Source organism: Rhodanobacter sp. OR92 (genome assembly GCF_000427545.1).
Taxonomy (GTDB): domain Bacteria; phylum Pseudomonadota; class Gammaproteobacteria; order Xanthomonadales; family Rhodanobacteraceae; genus Rhodanobacter; species Rhodanobacter denitrificans.
Map to the genome: position 1 here is coordinate 450471 of NZ_ATYF01000001.1, position 17530 is coordinate 468000.

Annotated in this window: 13 protein-coding genes, 1 pseudogene and 3 riboswitches; of the genes and pseudogenes, 2 read left to right on the top strand and 12 right to left on the bottom strand. The window is 63.5% G+C overall.

The features are described from left to right. Positions 1–50: 50 nt before the first annotated feature. From RHOOR92_RS0102285 to RHOOR92_RS0102340, 12 genes and pseudogenes are all read right to left on the bottom strand, one after another. Positions 51–353 (bottom strand): PepSY domain-containing protein, encoded by a 303-nt coding sequence (locus tag RHOOR92_RS0102285; RefSeq protein ID WP_015447590.1) that lies wholly within the window; start codon positions 351–353, stop codon positions 51–53. Positions 354–668: 315 nt separating this feature from the next. Beyond that, positions 669–3362: an SNF2-related protein gene (locus RHOOR92_RS18985; protein WP_081660201.1), complete on the bottom strand. Its 2694-nt coding sequence runs from the start codon at positions 3360–3362 to the stop codon at positions 669–671. A gap of 24 nt (positions 3363–3386) precedes the next feature. After that, positions 3387–3923 (bottom strand): inorganic diphosphatase, encoded by a 537-nt coding sequence (gene ppa / locus RHOOR92_RS0102295; RefSeq protein WP_027489474.1) that lies wholly within the window; start codon positions 3921–3923, stop codon positions 3387–3389. A 12-nt stretch (positions 3924–3935) separates the two neighbouring features. Beyond that, positions 3936–4550, bottom strand: coding sequence for a histidine phosphatase family protein (locus RHOOR92_RS0102300; RefSeq protein WP_027489475.1), 615 nt, complete (start codon positions 4548–4550; stop codon positions 3936–3938). Further along, positions 4547–4990 carry a hypothetical protein gene (locus RHOOR92_RS0102305; protein WP_027489476.1) on the bottom strand — a complete coding sequence of 148 codons (444 nt, stop codon included), beginning with the start codon at positions 4988–4990 and terminating at the stop codon, positions 4547–4549. The genes RHOOR92_RS0102300 and RHOOR92_RS0102305 overlap by 4 nt, the downstream gene beginning before the upstream one ends. 98 nt (positions 4991–5088) lie before the next feature. Further along, positions 5089–5158, bottom strand: a riboswitch (Fluoride riboswitch). Between the two features lie 150 nt (positions 5159–5308). Beyond that, a pseudogene (locus tag RHOOR92_RS19895) lies at positions 5309–5545 on the bottom strand (glycosyltransferase); the annotation flags it as partial. Positions 5546–5633: 88 nt separating this feature from the next. Further along, complete coding sequence (locus RHOOR92_RS18405; protein WP_051281124.1) at positions 5634–8807, bottom strand: efflux RND transporter permease subunit; 3174 nt, start codon at positions 8805–8807, stop codon at positions 5634–5636. After that, the gene (locus tag RHOOR92_RS18410) at positions 8807–9877 is read right to left on the bottom strand and encodes a hypothetical protein (RefSeq protein ID WP_037114693.1); all 1071 of its coding nucleotides are present in this window, start codon (positions 9875–9877) and stop codon (positions 8807–8809) included. Before RHOOR92_RS18410 ends, RHOOR92_RS18405 begins: the two co-directional genes overlap by 1 nt. After that, positions 9874–11265, bottom strand: coding sequence for a TolC family protein (locus RHOOR92_RS18415; RefSeq protein ID WP_196801996.1), 1392 nt, complete (start codon positions 11263–11265; stop codon positions 9874–9876). Before RHOOR92_RS18415 ends, RHOOR92_RS18410 begins: the two co-directional genes overlap by 4 nt. 183 nt (positions 11266–11448) lie before the next feature. After that, entirely contained in the window at positions 11449–12885 is a 1437-nt protein-coding gene (locus tag RHOOR92_RS0102330) for a heavy metal sensor histidine kinase (RefSeq protein WP_051281129.1), read from the bottom strand. A 1-nt stretch (position 12886) separates the two neighbouring features. Further along, on the bottom strand, positions 12887–13561 hold the full coding sequence (locus tag RHOOR92_RS0102335) for a heavy metal response regulator transcription factor (RefSeq protein WP_027489479.1): 675 nt from the start codon (positions 13559–13561) through the stop codon (positions 12887–12889). A 111-nt stretch (positions 13562–13672) separates the two neighbouring features. Continuing rightward, on the bottom strand, positions 13673–14227 hold the full coding sequence (locus tag RHOOR92_RS0102340) for a DUF2127 domain-containing protein (RefSeq protein ID WP_196801997.1): 555 nt from the start codon (positions 14225–14227) through the stop codon (positions 13673–13675). Between the two features lie 90 nt (positions 14228–14317). Then, positions 14318–14379: riboswitch (Fluoride riboswitch) on the top strand. A 103-nt stretch (positions 14380–14482) separates the two neighbouring features. Between RHOOR92_RS0102340 and RHOOR92_RS18425 the strand changes: the two genes are divergently transcribed. Further along, positions 14483–15379 carry a prenyltransferase/squalene oxidase repeat-containing protein gene (locus RHOOR92_RS18425; protein ID WP_027489481.1) on the top strand — a complete coding sequence of 299 codons (897 nt, stop codon included), beginning with the start codon at positions 14483–14485 and terminating at the stop codon, positions 15377–15379. 10 nt (positions 15380–15389) lie between these two features. After that, complete coding sequence (locus RHOOR92_RS0102350; RefSeq protein WP_027489482.1) at positions 15390–17135, top strand: dynamin family protein; 1746 nt, start codon at positions 15390–15392, stop codon at positions 17133–17135. A gap of 327 nt (positions 17136–17462) precedes the next feature. Further along, positions 17463–17524: riboswitch (Fluoride riboswitch) on the top strand. Positions 17525–17530 lie beyond the last annotated feature (6 nt).

Here is a 17530-nt window from a genome sequence, read left to right on the forward strand (position 1 = left end):
GGGGCTCGCTTCAAATTAATGTCGCTGGCCGGATGCCGGCCGGCTGAGGATTAATCGTTGCCGTTGTCGATGGAGTTTTCCAAAATCTTGCCGTCTTTGGCGTCTACCCCGATCTCGTGAGTAACACCGGCTGCGGTGATGTCGAAGGAATAGCGCAGGCCGCTTCCGCCCGACTCTTTTTCAAGTTCTTCCTTGACAATCTTTCCGGGAGAAGCTTTCAGGGCGATGCTACGCGCCTCGGCCATCTTGACGTGGGCCTGTGCCGCCAGATCTGCAGGAGTAGCGGCGGCGATGGTTGAAAACGCCATGGCACACAGTGCAAGGGACGAGCTGACGAGCAGGGACTTGCGCATAATTGGTTCTCCAGAATTGAGGTTGTTGGTACCGAAACAGCTCCTCGCGAAGTGTTTGGCAGGCTCAGATTGCTTGTTTGCTCTTAGCTGAGCCTTACCTAGTTAGACGCCCCGTGAGATTTCGTTCAGGTGCATGCACGCTCCGGGAGTTGTTCAGCGTAAGCCGCCGGTTCCGTAACCCACATCGCCATGCTGATCGGGTGACAGCATGTTCGGCGTTTTCGATGTGCAGCCGCGATTCGCAGCAATTCTTCGATGTTGCTAATTTTAGCTGAGTTGAGCTAATTCAATGGAACAGAACCTTAGACGCTACAGTTACTTAGATGTGTTTCTGCGAAAATTTCCAGAATCCCGGCCATACCTCGTTTCGGTCTTCGGTGGCAGCTCCGGCGCGACCTTTGCCTTGCTGCGCCGTAGCAGGAACGGCGCAATGCGCTGGCGCAGGATCGCGCGACGGGCATCGTCCTCGCGCCGCTCGATGGGGACACGGAAGCTGCGGTTGAACGAGCGGTAGTCGCCCAGATAACCCGGCAGCACGGCATCGAAGTGCGCCCACAGTTCGCCCAGATGGTTTTCGAGCGGCGTGCCGGTAACCACGAGCCGGTGGTCGGCGCGCAGGGAACGCACAGCGCGAGCGGTCTGGGTCCGCGGATTCTTGATCCACTGTGCCTCATCCAGCACGAGCATGGCATAGTCGATGCCTTCAAGCTGGGGCAGGTCATTGGCCAGCAACGCATAACTGGTGATGATGACGTGCGCCTGTGCCAGGCGATCGTACAGCGACGCCCGGGCGGAGCCGGTGAAATTCAGGCATTGCAGCGCCGGTGCGAACCGCGCCATTTCATCGAGCCAATTGAAGATCAGGCTGGTCGGCGCCACGATCAGCGCCGGCCGGTCCAGTCGCCCGGATTCCAGTTCAACCAGCAGATGCGCGATGATCTGGACGGTCTTGCCCAGGCCCATGTCATCGGCCAGCACACCGCCAAGCCGGCTTTGCCGCAACGCCTGCAACCATTGCAGGCCTTCTTGCTGGTAGGCGCGAAGGCTGCCCTGGAAGGATGCCGGCAACACCGCCGTTTGTGCCGAGGCGAGGGCGGCGCGCAGCGAAGCCAGCGTGTCGGCAATGTTCGCCGCCTGTGCGCCTTCCACGGCGATGCCTTGCGTCTGCAGGCAATCGCTCAGGGCCATCGCCTGCGAGCGCGACAGAAGGAGATGGGTGCCGGTGTTGCCGGAAGGCTGATCCAGACATTCCACCAACGGCGATATCCACTCCCGCAATTGGGCCAGTGGCAGCGGCAACCAGCGCTGGAATCCGATAGGTGCCAACCAGTGGGCATCGCGGGGTTCGCCGGGCGAAGGCGTGAGCGAGAAGGCTTGTCGCGCCAGACCGCTGAGGATGATCGGCAGCACGTCAATCTCCTCACCGTCGATGGTGGCGGCCAGCTCGAACTGCGTCCAGCCGGGACGCTGGCCATGCTCCAGCGTGGCCTGCAGTTTCGTTTCCGGTGGCAGCGCGATAAACGAAAGTTCGGAATCGTAGTCCAGCACGATGCCAGCCGCGACGAGCGTCTGCAGTTGCGCTTCAAGGGCGATGAACGTCTCCGCACCGCCGCGATAATGCACGCGGTGCCCCAGCGCCTGCGCATCGGGTATTGGTGCGAGCATGCGGCGGCTATCGGGCAGCAACGTGTTCAAGCCGACAAAGCCAGCGTCTTCGACGGCCTTCCAGGCGCTTGTCTCCCGGTCGATTTCGCGCCGGATCCGAACGTACTCGCCACTCACTTTGCGAATCACGTCCTGCGCGTAGGGTTCGCTGGCCAATGGCAGGCGGCAGCCACCGTAGTCGGCGAAAGCCTGCACATGAAAGACATGATCGCCTGTCTGCGTATGGCGCGATGCACCGAGCATCACGATGAGCCGCAGCGACGCACCCAGCTCGCGCACGGACGGCGGGAGAGGAGGGGGTGGAACCGACGCAAGCAGGGGATGTGGCGGCCATTCCGCCGCGAGTACGGCGGCTTCCGCCGGCGGTATCGGCGGCATCTGTGCGAGCATCTCCCACGCGGTAGGGGACAGGTGCAACGCGCCGAATTCGCCGCTCGCCCCATCGAGATAATGCAATCCGGAGAGGTCGATCACATGCACCTCGTGCGATGTCGACCAGGCAAGTTCGATCGAAGCGCAGCCTTGACCATCGTGCGACCACTGCCAGCGAGGCAGCCGCACGGCACCGGAGCGTATCTCTTGCAGGGTCCGCGCGTCGTGACAAATGCCGGCCTGCAGAAATTCGCTCAACAAGTCGGCGCCACTATGCCCCCGCAGCACGTATCCGGACTTGTTCGATGCATGGCGTTTCTGTGTCCGGTCCAGCTGGGCCTGCCACATCAAGGCCTGACGTGACAGGTGCGGCTGCGCGCGCGGTAATTTGGCGGAAACCCACTCCTCGATGCGCGGCAGCGCATCGGCGTCAGGCAGCAAGATCAGGTGCGCAATCAGCGCTGCCGGCTGACGATCGCCATCGGGTTGCAACAGGCACACCGTTGGCCACACTTCATCGCGGTCGATCGACTCGGCAAGTGGCAAAGGTTCGCGAGTCGTTTCGATGCTCTGCTGCCAGCGCTGCAGCGGCGTCATGGCACGTGGCCAATCGACCAGTTGCTGCAACCGGATCAGCATGGCCGCGGCATGCAGGCACTGCGTCTGACCGCAAGTGCAATTCGATTCGACCTTGATCTGGCCGAACAGGGGATACAGGTAGGTGGTGACACGCTGGTTCGCGCCATCCGCATCGATCACCCCACACTGGAGGGCGTCGGCATGCCCACCCTCCGGCCGGAACCAGGCCAACGGCTTGCACCAGTCCTGGCTACGCGCGGCCAGCGGTTCGGCCGCCTTCAGTACCGTGCGGCTGAAGTGCTGCTCCAGCGCAAGCTGCCGAACCGTGTCCATCAGCGTGCACCGCGCGTCATCCATGCGGTTCGGTGCCTTGATGTCCGATCGAGAAGCCATGACGACTCCAGTTAAGCAAGAACACTACGTCTGCGAGGCGTGATAGGCGGCAATCGAACGATTGATCTCCTCGCGGGCCGCATCCGCGTCGAGCCAGCCGTCCATGCGCACCCATTTGCCTTTTTCCAGATCCTTGTAGTGCTCGAAGAAATGCTGGATGCGGTCGCGCGTCGACTCTGGCAGTTCAAAGACCGAGCGGATGTCCTGGTAGGCAGGAAAGACCTTGGGAACCGGCACCGCGATGATCTTGGCATCCTCGCCGTGCTCGTCCGTCATCGCCATCACCCCGACCGGGCGGCACTCGATCACGGAGCCGGGAATCAGCGGAATCGGCATGACGATGAGCACATCGATGGGATCGCCATCGCCGCACAGGGTTTGCGGCATGTAGCCGTAGTTGCACGGATAGCGCATCGGCGTGGACAGCACGCGATCCACGAAGATCGCGCCGGAGGCTTTGTCCACCTCGTACTTGATCGGATTCGAGTCCATCGGGATCTCGATGATGGCGTGTATTTCGTACGGGATGTTCTTGCCTGGGCTTATGTCGTGAAGAGCCATGTAACGCCTCGCTTATGCATTGAGCAGGTGTTGGGTTTCATTGATCGAATGGACGGTGAAACGGTTTTCGTCATGCGACACGACGCTGATCCCGCAAGGCGTCGGGTTGAACAGCCAGTAACTGGAGAGGGGAAGCCCCATCACATGGCAGAGCAACACGCGCAGGACGCTGTCGTGGGTGACGATCGCGACGGTTCCTCGCGCATGCGCATCGAGAAGGGTGTTGAAAGTGGCGATGACCCGCGCGGCCACTTCCTGCAAGGATTCCCCACCGGGGACGCGGCAACCATGCGGCTGGCTTTTCCACCGCCCGAGTTCACGCGGCCAGCGCTTCCCCACCTCGTCGGCGGGGATGTTGGTCCAGGCGCCATAGTCAATGTCGGTCAGCCCTTGATGCGGCACCGTATTCAATCGAAAGGCTTCGTTGATGATGTCGGCCGTGCGAACGCAACGCGTCAGCGGGCTGCAATAGATGGCCTCGACCGCCCATCGGGCGTGCATGATTTCCTGGGTCAGCGCGGCTTGCTTTGCGCCCGTGTCGGTCAACGGGAGAACGATGCGGCCGTGAAAGGTGGGTGGATCGAGGCCCTCGACCTCACCGTGGCGAACGAGGATCAAGGTGGTCATGCGAAGGTCTCCTTCGTGGTGGTCGTGGATCGGACAGCCGCAAGACATGGCAAACCCAGCCCCTGCAGGACAACGGATACCAGGACGACGGCACACATCGCGTAGGCATGCGCAGCGCCCAGCGCCAGGTTTCCAAGGAACCAGGCCACACCGAATGCGGCGTCGAACACGCCAAAGATCGACGCGCGACGCGCAGGCGGAAATTGCCGGGCTACTGCAATCCGCAGGGTGGATTCATGGGTGCCGAACCCCATTCCCCAGAGCAGCATGCCCACGGCGAACCAGGTCAACTCGCCCATAAAGACCCAAGAGACAAGCATCGCTGACACCACGGTGGCGATCCGACAGTCGGCGTGAGAGCGGCTGTACGCGAGTCCGTTACAGGCTCTCTGGTACCCCGAATAGGGAAGGGACGTGTCGATCCAGTCGTACGCGCACATGACAACCTCCGAAGCCGCTTCTTGTCAAAGACGCGCTCCGGATCGGACTTCTTGGAGGAAAGCCATACCTACCAAAGCATCGCGAGCCTGATGGCGCGTCGTTGGTAGGCATCATTAGCCTTGCGGCGGTTGGGTCGTGCGAGGAGGCATGCCATCTCCCATGCTGGACAATACCGTACCCGCGGGCGTTGCTTCAAGCGCGGACGGGGGACTTGCGATGCGCTGCAATGCCGCGGCTTGCCTGGCTGTGCCCGCGCCGACTCGATGCGGCAATCCCGGTTTACGGGGACTCGCCACGTCGGCATTTGACGGCGTCGATACCGCGTCGATGCCGGCCGTGAGCGCCGCCTCCTTGCCGAAGTTGCGGCTCAGGCGAAGCGCATGGATACGATCGTCGGCGGCGGCCAGCCGATCCAGCAACGACCACGTCGCATCCTGGCTGCCGTCATCAACATAGATGATGGTGCCCCGTATCGGCATGCGATCGAGCACCGCCGTGAGGCGCGCATGAAACAACGGCAGGACGTCGGCTTCGTTGTAGGCCGGTACCACGATGTTAGGCGCGTCGTGGTCATGGCAAGTCCGCACTGGGGCGATCCATCGCGTCGCAGGAAATCGTGTCGGGACAGGGCGTATGCATGGGTCAGCGATCCGTACCGTCATGCGCAAGCGCTTCCACATCCAGCTCGTCGTGGTAGGGCTCGAAACTTCCATAGCGCAGCGCGAGCGTCGGCAGCACCAGCAGGTTCAGCACCATCGAGGTCAGCAGGCCGCCGAGGATCACCAGCGCCATCGGCCCCTCGATTTCGCGGCCGGGCGCGTTCATGCCGATCGCCAAGGGCAACACGCCGAGGCCCGTGACGATCGACGTCATCAGGATCGGCGTCAGTCGATCGGCGGCACCGCGAATGGCGGTGTCCAATTCCCAATGCATGCCTTCCACTTCGACCAGATGCTCGTAGTGGGCGATCATGAGGATCGAGTTGCGCAGCGTGATGCCAAACAGCGTCACGAAGCCGACCATGCTGCCGAGCGACAACGATCCGCCGGTCGCGAACACGGCCAGCACGCCACCGACCAGCGCGAACGGCAGGTTGGCCAAAATCAGCAGGCGGTTGCGCCAGGTGCGGGCCACGACCGAGAGCAGCAGAATGATGCCCAGCCCAGCAAGCAATGAATTGACGAGAAGATCGTGTTGCGATTGCGCTTGCGCCTCGGCGGCGCCGGCGAACTGGATATAGGTGCCGGCCGGCAATGTGACCTTGCTGGCGATGGCGCTCCTGGCCGCCTGCACGAACGACGCAACATCGGTGCCGGCGACGTTCACCGTGACCGTCTGCAAGCGTCGGGCGCCCTCGTGCAATATCTGATAGCGGCCCGACGCCTCGTAGACATCCGCGATCTGCTTGAGCAGTACATAGGCGCCACTGGGACTGCGCAGCGGCAGATTGCCGATCTGGGTCAGGTTGTCGCGGCTGGCCTGGTCGAGCACGGTGATGACGTTGAACACCTGATCGCCCTGGTAGGCCTGCCCGACCACGTCGCCTTGATAGGCTGTGCGCACGAGGTCGAGCACGTCCACCGCATCGAACCCCCAACGGGCCAGATCCGCCTTGCGCAGATGGATGGTCAATTGCGGTAGTCCGGGCGGCGACTGCACCTGCACCTCGGTGGCACCCGGCACCGTGCCCAGAACCTTGGCGACGTCCTGCGCCTTCTGATCGAGCACGTCCAGGTCGTTGCCGAAGATATTGACGGCCACCGCGGCGGTGTAGCCGGAAAGGGTCTCCTCGACGCGCTCGGTCAGGAATGTTTTCACCGAGAAATTCAGGCCGACGAAGCCGGACAGCGCCTTGCGAATATCCGCCTGCGCCGCTTCGGCCTCATCGCCGGACAACCCGGGCTTCAGGTCGACCTCGATTTCGCTGTAATGCGTGCCGTAGGTGTCGGTGGCCTTTTCCGCCCGGCCCACCCGTTGCGCCACCGAGCGCACCGTCGGCAGTTGCCGCAGCGCCGCGGTAACCCGCGTGCCAATTCGCATGGATTCGTCGATCGAGGTGCCGGGCACCGCCGACATGTGGACGATGAAATGGCCTTCCTTCAGTTCGGGAATGAAGCTGCCGCCGAAGAACGGCAACGCGGCGCAGCCGAGGACGGTGAAGATCACCGCCACCGCGATCAGCAGGCGCGGACGCCGGGCGGTGTTGCTCAGCAGGTGTTCGTAGCGGCTGCGGCTCCAGCGCATCACCGGCGGGTCTTGTTCCGGCGCCTTGTGATTGGCCAGCAGCGCCATCGACAACGCCGGCGTCACCGTCAGTGCCACGATGAGCGAAGCCAGCACGGCCAGGATGTAAGCCAGACCCAGCGGTCCGAACAGCCGGCCGGCGATGCCGGACAAGGCCATGATCGGCAGCACCACGAGGATCACCGCGAAGGTGGCGTAGACCACCGCGCTGCGTACTTCCAGGCACGCATCAAGCACCACCCGCGCCACCGGACGCGGTTGTTCCAGGCGATCATTTTCGCGCAGCCGCCGAATGATGTTCTCGACGTCGATCACCGCGTCGTCCACCACCACGCCGATGGCGATCGCCAGGCCGCCCAGGGTCATCGTGTTGAGCGTTACGCCGAACAAACCGAGCACGATTGCGCCGGCCAGCAGCGATAGCGGAATGGCGGTGCAGGAGATCGCCGCCGTGCGCAAATTGAACAGAAACAAAAACAGCACCACGATGACCAGCACGCTGCCGAGCAGCAGCGAACTGCGCACGTTGCTGGTCGCGGTATGGATGAAATTCGCCGGACGGAACAGATCGCTCTGCAGGATCAGCCCATCGGCCTGCAGGCTCGGCTGCAAATCCTTCAGCGCCGCTTCTACCGCTTGGGTCACGTCGACCGTGTTGGCGCCGTACTGCTCGGAGATATCCAGCACCACGCCCGGCTTGCCCTGAATCGTCGCGCCGCCGATCGGCGGCTCCGGCGCTTCGACCACGTTGGCCACGTCGCCCAGGCTGACATGGGCGGTGCCCTGACTCACCAGCACGGTGCGCGCCATCTCGTCAGCGGTGAGCGATTGACCTTCGCTCTGGAACACAATGCGCTGGTTGGGCGTATCGATGAACCCCGCGCCGCGCACACCGGTGGCGTGGCCGGCGGCCGCTGCCACATCGTTCAACGTCAACCCATAGCGAATCAACCGATCCGGATGCACCTGGATCTGCAGCGAGCGCACGTCGCCGCCGAACACGGTGACGTCGGCCACGCCCGGCACGGCCAGCAGGCGCGGTCGCAGCGTCCACTCCGCGGCCGTGCGCACGTCCATCAGCGAGCGTGTGTTCGAGGTCAGGCCGGCGACCAGCACGATGCCGGTCGATGACGTGAGCGGCGTCATGGCCGGCGGTTGCACGCCCTGCGGAAGCTGCTGGGCCGCGACCGCCAGCCGCTCGGCGACCACCTGGCGATCGCGATAGATGTCGCTGGCCGGGTCGAAGAACACGGTGACCACCGACAGGCCCTGGATCGAGGTCGAGCGCAGCGTACTCACGCCCGACACGCCATTGACCGCATTCTCGATCGGCCGTGTGACCAGGATTTCCACTTGCTCCGGCGTCAGGCCGGCGGCTTCGGTCTGGATGCCTACTTGCGGTGGGGCGAATTCCGGGAAGACGTCGTATTTGGCGTGTCCCAGCGCATAGACGCCATAGACCAGCAACGCGCACGCGAGCGCGATGACGATGCCGCGAAAACGGATCGCAAAACGAACGAGCGCGGCTTGCGGACCGCCGTAATGGCCGGCTTGATGATTTGCGCTCGGCATCAGTCGTCCACCTGGATCTGGGCGCGGAACTCTTCGGACAGCAGCAGTTGTGCGCCGCGGACGACGATGCGCGACTGCCTGGGCAGGTTCTTCACGATGAAGCCGCCGCCGGGCGCGAGTTGGTCAGTCGGAATCTCGGTGCGCACGAACGCGTGCGGCGCCGCATTGAGATAGACCCATGCGCGATCCTGCCACCACACCACGGCGCTTCCCGGCACGGCGACACCCTCGGCCGTCGGGCCGGACGGCAGCAGCGCCTGCACGTTCATGCCGGTCAGCAGCGCGCTGGATGCCGGCGCGACGTAGAAAAAGCTGACACCCTGAATCCTGGGGTCGGTACGCGTCGCGATCGACACGAAGGTGATCGTGGTGCGCGCATTGCCATCCAATTGCAGCGACGCGGTGGTCGGCGGCGTTGGCAGGGTCTTGCCGGGCGGCAAGGTAACCTGCACCAGCACCTGTTGGCGTTCGATCAAGTGGCGGATCAGCGGCGAGCCGTCGACGATGGATTGCGCGAGCACGCTGCCCCATTCCTGCTGCGCGGTGTCGCTGAGCGTGCGCAGTTGCGACTGCGCGGCGGCGAGTGCGGCCTGGTCGGTGCGAAAAGCGGCTTCGGCCAGCTGCAGCTGCGCCAACGAGACGTTCTGCTCGTCGTTGTAGAGACCTTGCGCGCGCGCATAGGCCATCTTCGATGCGGCCAATTTAGCCTGCGCCGTATCGCGCTGCGACTTGGCGCCGAGGTAGCTGTTGCTGAGATCGGTCAGCCGCGTCAGATCGAGCACCGAGGCGTACGCGTGCAACTGCGCCTGGTACGGCGCTCTCGCGAGCGCGGCGGTCGCGATGGCGTTGCTTTGCTCCGTTTTCGCGTCGAGCGTCACGACCGACGCGCCGTTCTGCGTCGACACGCGCAAGGGTGCCTCCACCGGACTCTCGCGCTGGCCTTCGGTGGCCGCCTCCTTGCGCCCGGCGATGAAGCCCCAGATCACCAGGGCGATCAGTGCGATGGCCACGATAACGAGAAGTACGCGCACCAGCGTGCGTCGGGAGTGAGGGCGTTGTTGGCCGATCATGACGACGGCTCCGTGTCGGTGATGGTGCGGGGATTTTGTTCGGGGATCTTGGGCCACAGGCCGGGATCGAACAGCGGCTGCTGCAAGGCGTCTTCGAGCGCGGCCAGCGCCTGCCGTTGCGCGACCAGCGCGTCGAAGCGCGAGGCCTCGATCGACGCCAGTTCCAGTTCAGCGGTCACCAAAGTGGGCCGGTCGGCCTGTCCGGCCTGGAACGCGCTTTCGATCTGCTGCCGGCGACGCCGTGCATCGGCCAGCAACGCATCAGCGTGCGCCAGACTCTGCATGGTGCCGCGGTACGCCACCGTGCCTTGATCGATCGCGCCGATGATTCTGGCCTGCAATGCCTCGAACGTAGCAGCGGCTTGTGCGCGCCGGGCGACAGCGTCGGCGATCGGGCCCTGGTTCTGGTTGAAGATTGGCAGCTCGCCACCGAAACCCAGCAGATACCGGTTGTCGCCAAGGTCGTAGTTGTATCCCGGCCCCAGGGTCAGGTTCGGATACTGATGGGCGATCTGCAGTTGCAGGGCCGACTGGCTGGCCTCGTAGTCGGCCAGGCTGGCCTGCACGTCGGTGCGCTGGGTCAGCGCACGTTCGCGCAAGGCGCCGCTGGCTGGTGTCTGCGCCGATGATGGCGGCTGCTCGAAGGCTTGAAACGACAGCGATACGCCATCGAGCGCCTGGACCGGAACGCCGATCGCGGTCGCCAGTTGCACCCGTGCTTCGCCCATCGCGCGTTCGAGATCCTGCACGGCGAGGTCCAGCTGCGCGCGGTTGATGTGCTCGCGTGTGCTGTCCAGCGACGAGGCCTCGCCCACGGCCAGCCGTTTATCGATCAGGCTCACCAGCTGCTGTTGCAAGGTCAGGCGCCGACACGCCAGTTGCAGGCGTTGCCGGGCCGCCCACAGGTCCAGCAGCGCGGTGCGGACATGGCTGCGCACCTGCCATCCGGTGGTGGCTAGTTCCCAGCGCGCCGCCGCCAGTGCATGTTGCGCCTGAGCGGTGCGGTAACCGCGTTTGCCAAAGGTTTCGATGATGAAGTTGACGACCGGACCGACGGTGAACGGCACGGCGATCGGCGAGCTGGCGTCGTAGTTGAGCGAGAAATCCAGCGTCGGGTTAGGCCGTTGTTTTGCGGTGGTGATGCCCGCTCTGGCGGTGGCGAGTTTCGCGCGCGCCAGATCCAGATCGGGTTGGTAATAGAGCGCAGCGAAGGTGAGCGCGGTGAGGTCCCATGCGCCCGTCGGATGCGCGGCTGTGGTCGCCGGCACGCTGGCGGCGAGGAAATGCCGGAGCCGGGGCGCATCGAGTGTGCGTTGATCCAGCGCGGCCGCCTGGGTTGCCGGTGAAAGCGGGCGCGCCTGGTAGCTTGCGCAACCCGCCAGCAGCAAGGCGATGGAGCCGCCCAGCAGCAGCGATCGATGTCTTCGCGGCATTCAACGATCCCTTCGACCGTGGCAATGCGCACCGGCCTATATGGCAAAAGGAGAAGGTTAAAGGTCGCAACTAACGCAGCCATGAAGCGCGCATGACGAAATCGTCATCTCGACGACGTGCGCTGGGGGCTGGGGCGATCAACCGAAACGGGGCAGCCGAATCCTGACCTGCGTTCCCCGCAGCGGCGGGCTTTCGATCTCGATCCGTCCGTTGTGGCGCTCGACGATACGTTTGACTACCGCCAGACCCAGCCCGACCCGCTGTTCGGCGCCCGAGCGCGCGGTATCGGCGCGATAGAACCGTTCGAACACATGCGGCAAGTGTTCGCTCGCGATGCCGCTGCCGGTATCAGCCACGATCACTTGCAGCCAATCCGCTTCCACGCGAGTCGTCATTTGCACCGATCCGCCTCGCGGTGTATGCGCGATCGCATTGGACACCAGATTGCCAATGGCCTGCTGGAACAGCGTCCGATTTAGCGGTGCCCAGCTACCCGGCGCGGCGTCGACCCGCAGCGCGAGGCCCGCCTCGGAAGCGGCCGCTTCGTAGAACTCCTGCACGGCGACCAAGGCACGACCAACGTCGACCGACTCGCGCGGCAGCGGTTCGACCGTGTTTTCGGTGCGGGCCAGAAACAACAAGCTCTGGATTACCCGCGAAATACGCGCGCATTCCTCCAACCCCGAGCCCAGCGTTTCGCGGTATTCGTCGTCGGAGCGAGCCTTGCTCAGCGCCACCTCGATCTCGCCGCGCAGGTTGTTGATCGGCGTGCGCAGCTCATGCGCCACGTCGTCGGAAAACTGCGAGACCCGCGCGAACGCTTCCTGCAGACGGTCGAGCATGCTGTTGAAGGTCTGCGCCATGCCCAGCAGTTCCGCCGGCAGCCCGGCCGTATCGATGCGTTCGTGCAGGGTGGTCGAGCGTATGTGTTCGGCGGCGCGGCTGATCCGCTGGATCGGACGCATGCCGAATCGCGCGATGACGTAGCCGGCGAGCGAGCAGAGGATCAGCGACAAGCCCAGCACCAATCCCAACCGCTCGCGGTAGCGCGCCAGCAGATCTTCGTCGTTGTCGCGCATCATCGCCACTTCGATGAAACGCGCCGGGGCGTCCGGCGTGGCGCCAACCAGTCGCGCGCTGAGCACCTCGAATTGATCGCTGGAGCGAGACAGCACGGCGCGGCTGTCGGAAGTCGCCAGCAGCGGGAACCTCGCCAGCTCGGTAGCTGTCGGCGCCGGCAGCATGGCGGGCATGCCTGGCGTTTCAACGAGGGTATGGGCGTCCCCATCCAGGATGCGGAAATAGAACTGCGGCGTTCGTCCAGTCTTCCAGACGGCGTCCTGGCTTCTGCGGATCAGTTCGACATCTGACGCCGGAGAGCCCGCCAGCAGCAGCCGCATGTTGTTGAGATTGTCATCAAGCGTGCGTGCGTCTTCCTGTGCCAGGCTGGTCACCAGCCCCCAATACAGTACGCCGGTGGCGACCATAATCAGCGCGAACGCCGACAGCGTGTACCAGATCGTCATCCGTCCCGCGATGGACAGGGACCAGTGGCGGCGGAAATGCAAGTCCATGCTATGGACGCTCTTCCAGTACGTAACCGACGCCGCGCAAGGTGTGGATGAGCTTCTTTTCGAAGGGGTCGTCCACCTTGGACCGCAGGCGCCGCAAATGGACGTCCAGCACGTTCGAGTCGCTCTCGAAATTGATGTCCCACACCTGCTCGGCGATCAGCGTGCGCGACAGTGCGTCGCCCGCCCGGCGCATCAGAAAGGCGAGCAGCAGGAATTCCTTGGGCGTGAGTTCCAGCACGACGCCCGCGCGGGTGGCCCGATGTCGCAGCAGATCGATTTCCAGATCGGCAACGGCGAGCACAGTCGCTTGTCGCGCCGGTCCGCGCCGCAACAGCGTGCGGACCCGTGCGAGCAGTTCGGAAAATGCGAACGGCTTGACCAGGTAATCGTCGGCGCCCAGCTCCAGTCCTTTCACGCGATCGTGCACAGCGTCGCGTGCGGTCAGGAACAGCACCGGCGTCGTCATGCCGCCGCGCCGCAACTCCGTCAGCACCGACCAGCCGTCGCGGATCGGCAGCATCACATCGAGGATGATCAGGTCATAGCTGCCGGTTTGGGCGAGATGACTGCCATCCTCGCCGTTGTCGGCGCAGTCGATGACGAAGCCGCTCTCCTCCAGGCCGCGCTTCAGATAGGCGGCAGCCTTGGGCTCGTCCTCGACAATCAGGATCTTCATGGCGTGGCTACCTGGACAACGACGTACGGATGAAGCGGTGGGGTGAGCGCTTCCAGCAAAGTAGGGCATCCGTACGCACCGCGCAAAGCCTGGCCGCCAACCGGGTCGGGTTCACGGCTTGTCGTGCCAGGCGCGGGCATGTCGCCATTCGCGCCATATCAGGAGCACCACCGCAAGATCGAGGGCGGTGAGCACATACAGCCCCAGCGAGGGCAGGTACGCCAGCCGATAGAGTTGATAGCCAATGAAAGCCGTCAGCACCAGCAGCGCGGCTGGATACGACCAGCGCAATCCGCGAAGCAACCCGACCACCAGGACTATTTTTATCGCTCCATGAGCGAAGAGGTAGATCGCCGCAAAATGCTGTGTGCGCAGGGACAACTGTTGCGCCATGTGGACAACGTGATTCGCGAGGTAATCGCGCGGATCCTCAGCCAACTCTTCATTCGTCAGGAGGGAAACTGCCCGTCGAATCGTCGTTTGCGTGGTCAGGAGCAACGCCGCGCTACCGAGCAATTCCAGCACACCATCCACCCCTTTGAGCACGACGCCCACTTGGAAGGCTCGATGAGAGAGGCGCGCCAGCTTGCGTCTGACCATCGACTTCCATGCCGTGCGCTCAGCGGCGCGAAGTGATGCGGGGGGCTCCGGTTCGGTGCGCATCATCGTTATTTTCGTCCCGTGATCCAGCCGTTCTGAACCATTGTGCATCACGACGTGCCGGGAGATTCTGCGCGCTGCCATGACGTGCTAAGTTGTCAGTCAGGTGATGGAGTTCACCTGCGACCGCCCCCAGGGCTGATGACTCCTACAGGCAACTCGAAGGCCATCCGCAAGGAGTCCCACCGTGTCCTGTAGTGCGCGATCGTTCGTTGCATCGTCAGTGTTCCTTGTTACGCAACGGCGTATTAGGGAGCATTAATGTCATCCGATTCTGCCATCTCCATCGATTCCCGGAAAAACCCGCTGGTATCAGCGCTGGATCGGGTGCGCACTTACCTGCTGGAGCGACAGTCGCCCAATGGAGGGTTCTGCTTCTACCGCGGCTACTACGTGGAGGAGCCCAATCTCTCCGACACCTGGCACGCCATCGTGGTGTTGACCGAGTTGCTGGGCGTTGTCTTGCCGGAGAAGAGCAGCCACGCCAGCTTCATCATCGGGCAACCGGTGGAGCCGCAGCCGCTCGCGCTCTATTACCGGGTACGCGCGTTGCTTGCCTTGGAGGTTGGTGATCCGGAGTCAGCAGAAGTGGCATCGGCCGTGATGGCGCTTCAGACGCATTTTCCAGACATCGCAACGTATGCGTCCCTTTCCGCCGCGTTGCAGCGAATCAAATGTACCGTGTGGCTGAAACGGCGCTTCGGTCTGCCGATGGCCGTTGATGACTTGGCGCGGACGTTGCTGCAGGGAGAACATGACGACGGCGGGTATGGTACGCCTGCGAACCTGCTCGATACCGAGGCAGCTATCGCTGTGCTGATGCTGTGCGGTCACGCCGCTTCCTCGCGCACCGGCGACTTCGTGAATCGCATGGCGGTACCGGGGTTCGGCTTTCGCCTGACCGCGGGCTCCCTATCGCCCAATCTGGAAACGGTATGCGCCGGCATGCGCAGCTGTTGCCGATTGGGATTGTCCGTTCCGCATGCCCAGGACGCCGTCGCGTTCATGCTCAGCTGCCAGACCGGCAATGGCGGCTTCGCCCGCGCGGCCGGCGCGTTGCCGGATATCACGTTGACCTATCTGGCGCTGACGACCCTGGCCAGGCAGATGGCGCCGCGGTTGCTGCGCGACATGGTCCCGCCGCGCAGCGACGCATGAGGGCTTGCCGATGAGCGTCGCGTTTGAATCGTCCCATGTCACGCTCGCAGCGGTGATAGCGGACGCGGCCGGCGTTCCATCGATCAGCGCGCCTGCGCTAGACGCTATTCGCACGAAGTTTTCCGAGCATGCCTTCCACCTGGTGGTGGCAGGGGAGTTCAAGCGCGGCAAGAGCACGCTGATCAATGCCTTGCTCGGCGCGGACCTGTTGCCGACCGGCGTGGTACCACTCACTTCCGTGGTCACGCTGTTGCACTATGGCGATGTCGCCAGCGCCAACGTGACCTTCGAGAGCGGCGAGATCCGCGGTATCCCGCTTGAGGCGTTGGCGGATTACGTCACCGAGCGGGGGAACCCCGACAACATCAAGCGCGTTCGCGAGGTCGCCGTGGCCTTTCCGGCGGCATGGCTCAAGGGCGGCATCCGCTTGGTGGATACGCCCGGTGTCGGCTCGGTGCATAGCCACAACAGCGCGGTCACCTCCCGTTATCTGCCCGAGGCCGATGCGGTGATCTTCATGGTGTCTGCCGATCAGCCGTTGAGCCGCAACGAACTGGACTTTCTCGCCGAGATCCGCCGGTATGCGGGCAAGGTGTTCTGCCTGCTCAACAAGATCGATTACCTCTCCGCAGCAGAACGCGATGAATCGATGGCGTTTGCGGTCGGGGTACTTCGCGAGGCGATAGCTGCCGACGTTCCGGTATTCGCCGTGTCGGCGCGACAGGCATTGCAGGCGCGAATCCGTGGCGACACTCGGCAATGGGTCGACAGTGGACTGGCGCAGTTCGATCAGACGTTGCAATGGTTCTTGCAGGAGGACGGCGGTGATATCTGGCTCGAATCGGTGCGACGCCAGCTACTGCGCCTGCTGGCCGAGAGCCGGCTGTTGCTGGAACTGGAGCAGCAAGCGCTGTCGTTGCCGCTGGCTTCACTGGATGCCAAGCTGCAGGCGTTTGGACAAAAGCAGCAGCAGACACGGCAAGCCCAGTCCGATCTGGATGCCTTGCTCGACTCGGACGCCCGCAAGTTGCTCAATCAGCAGATCGAGCCCAACCTGAGCGCTTTCGCACAGGCACTGCTGGTCCGCATTCATGCGGCGCTCCCCGTTTGGTACGCAGAGTTACGAGACAAAGGCGCCACCGCGTTGCAGGCCGGCCTGGAAAATCGGCTGATTGACGAAGTACGCAGCGCCTTCGAGACCTGGCGAGCCGAGGAGAATATGGTTGCAAACCAGGCCTTCGACCATGTGTGCCAGCGCTTCTGGCAAGGCATGCACGATCTGGTGGACGAATTGCTGCGCTATTCGGCCGAGTTGTTCGCCGTGCCGTTCACTGCTATCGCCAGCGGCTCCCTGCAGCCTGCGCCGGCGACGTTCTACTACAAATTCTGGGAAGAACTGCCGACCATGCAACTGGTCGGCCGCGCGCTGATGCGCCTATTGCCAGGCGTGCTTGGTCATCCGCTGATCCTGCGCCATGCGCATCGACGTGCGGATGAGCTGGTGGACATGCAATCAGGCCGCCTGCGCCACGACTTCGAGGAACGAATCAAGAGAAGCATGCAGAACTTTCGCCGTGACATGCACGAGCGTATCGAAGCTACGGCGACGGGTATTGCGCTGGCAATCGACAAGGGACGGGAAGTGAGAATCCGCAGCGGGGGCGACGTGGTGCCACGACAGCAGGCGCTGATGTCGGCTCTCGATAAAATTCATACCTTGGAAGAAGAGCTCACGTCGGGCACGAACGGGAACTGACACGTTTGCTTGTTGCGAGAGACCTGATGCTCCGGATTAGAAGGCGAGTGGGTCGGGGCGTCCGTGAAATCGTCGATCCGCAACGATCCGGGATCATCGGCCGGCGCTCGGCCTTCCAGCCGGAATCGCAACGCCAGGTCGGTGCGGGAGTCCGCCGCATCGATCACTTGTGGGTGGTCGATGCGGCCCCGTGCATGACAACGTGTGCGCCACAAGTGACCAGCCCTGTCGCGGTCGAGTGAATATATCGACGACTGACCTTCAAACGGCATGCTCGTCCTGGGGTATTCCATGAGCGGCGATCGGCGTGCTAACGTGAAACGCGCAATCGCGTAGGGTGATGGAGTCCGCCTACGACCGCCCTCAGGGCTGATGACTCCTACAGGTAGATCGAT

Bases quoted from the DNA above. Each gene is read 5' to 3' on its own strand.
- RHOOR92_RS0102340 (WP_196801997.1), bottom strand. From the start codon at position 14,227: ATGATGCGCACCGAACCGGAGCCCCCCGCATCACTTCGCGCCGCTGAG.
- RHOOR92_RS18410 (WP_037114693.1), bottom strand. From the start codon at position 9,877: ATGATCGGCCAACAACGCCCTCACTCCCGACGCACGCTGGTGCGCGTA.
- RHOOR92_RS0102285 (WP_015447590.1), bottom strand. From the start codon at position 353: ATGCGCAAGTCCCTGCTCGTCAGCTCGTCCCTTGCACTGTGTGCCATG.
- RHOOR92_RS0102350 (WP_027489482.1), top strand. From the start codon at position 15,390: ATGAGCGTCGCGTTTGAATCGTCCCATGTCACGCTCGCAGCGGTGATA.
- RHOOR92_RS0102305 (WP_027489476.1), bottom strand. From the start codon at position 4,990: ATGTGCGCGTACGACTGGATCGACACGTCCCTTCCCTATTCGGGGTAC.
- RHOOR92_RS0102330 (WP_051281129.1), bottom strand. From the start codon at position 12,885: ATGGACTTGCATTTCCGCCGCCACTGGTCCCTGTCCATCGCGGGACGG.
- RHOOR92_RS18985 (WP_081660201.1), bottom strand. From the start codon at position 3,362: ATGGCTTCTCGATCGGACATCAAGGCACCGAACCGCATGGATGACGCG.
- RHOOR92_RS0102300 (WP_027489475.1), bottom strand. From the start codon at position 4,550: ATGACCACCTTGATCCTCGTTCGCCACGGTGAGGTCGAGGGCCTCGAT.
- ppa (WP_027489474.1), bottom strand. From the start codon at position 3,923: ATGGCTCTTCACGACATAAGCCCAGGCAAGAACATCCCGTACGAAATA.
- RHOOR92_RS0102335 (WP_027489479.1), bottom strand. From the start codon at position 13,561: ATGAAGATCCTGATTGTCGAGGACGAGCCCAAGGCTGCCGCCTATCTG.
- RHOOR92_RS18425 (WP_027489481.1), top strand. From the start codon at position 14,483: ATGTCATCCGATTCTGCCATCTCCATCGATTCCCGGAAAAACCCGCTG.
- RHOOR92_RS18405 (WP_051281124.1), bottom strand. From the start codon at position 8,807: ATGCCGAGCGCAAATCATCAAGCCGGCCATTACGGCGGTCCGCAAGCC.